This is a genomic window from Undibacterium sp. RuRC25W (assembly GCF_049339825.1).
Lineage (GTDB): Bacteria > Pseudomonadota > Gammaproteobacteria > Burkholderiales > Burkholderiaceae_D > Undibacterium.
This window is the reverse complement of sequence record NZ_JBMPPD010000096.1, coordinates 1-248: the sequence shown is the minus strand read 5'-3', so window position 1 is coordinate 248 and position 248 is coordinate 1. Positions and strand designations below refer to the sequence as shown.

The following is a 248-nucleotide window of genomic DNA, read 5'->3' as shown; positions in this document are numbered from 1 at the left end:
AGCGGTCATGCGGCGATAAGTCCGGAAACAGTTTATCAACGTGTCTATGCGGATAAACGATCAGGCGGAGCACTTTGGAAAAATCTACGTTGTCAGAAGAAACGAAAAAAACGATATGGTAAATTAGGGCGTGTTGACATTTATTTTAACCAAAGCATCGAAGCTGCAATTGCCACAAATGAAGCAAATCGTTCAGCGAGTTTGTCGTATCGCGTTGCAACCCGCCTAAATTGTTTGATGTGAGCAAA

2 pseudogenes are annotated in these 248 nt (G+C 42.7%); one reads left to right on the top strand and one right to left on the bottom strand.

Annotated features, from left to right (window positions below):
- Nucleotides 1-117, top strand: a pseudogene (locus tag ACO0KV_RS18450) (IS30 family transposase); the annotation flags it as partial.
- A 23-nt stretch (nt 118-140) separates the two neighbouring features.
- Here the strand turns inward: ACO0KV_RS18450 and ACO0KV_RS18445 are convergent.
- Nucleotides 141-248: pseudogene (locus ACO0KV_RS18445) on the bottom strand (IS5/IS1182 family transposase); the annotation flags it as partial.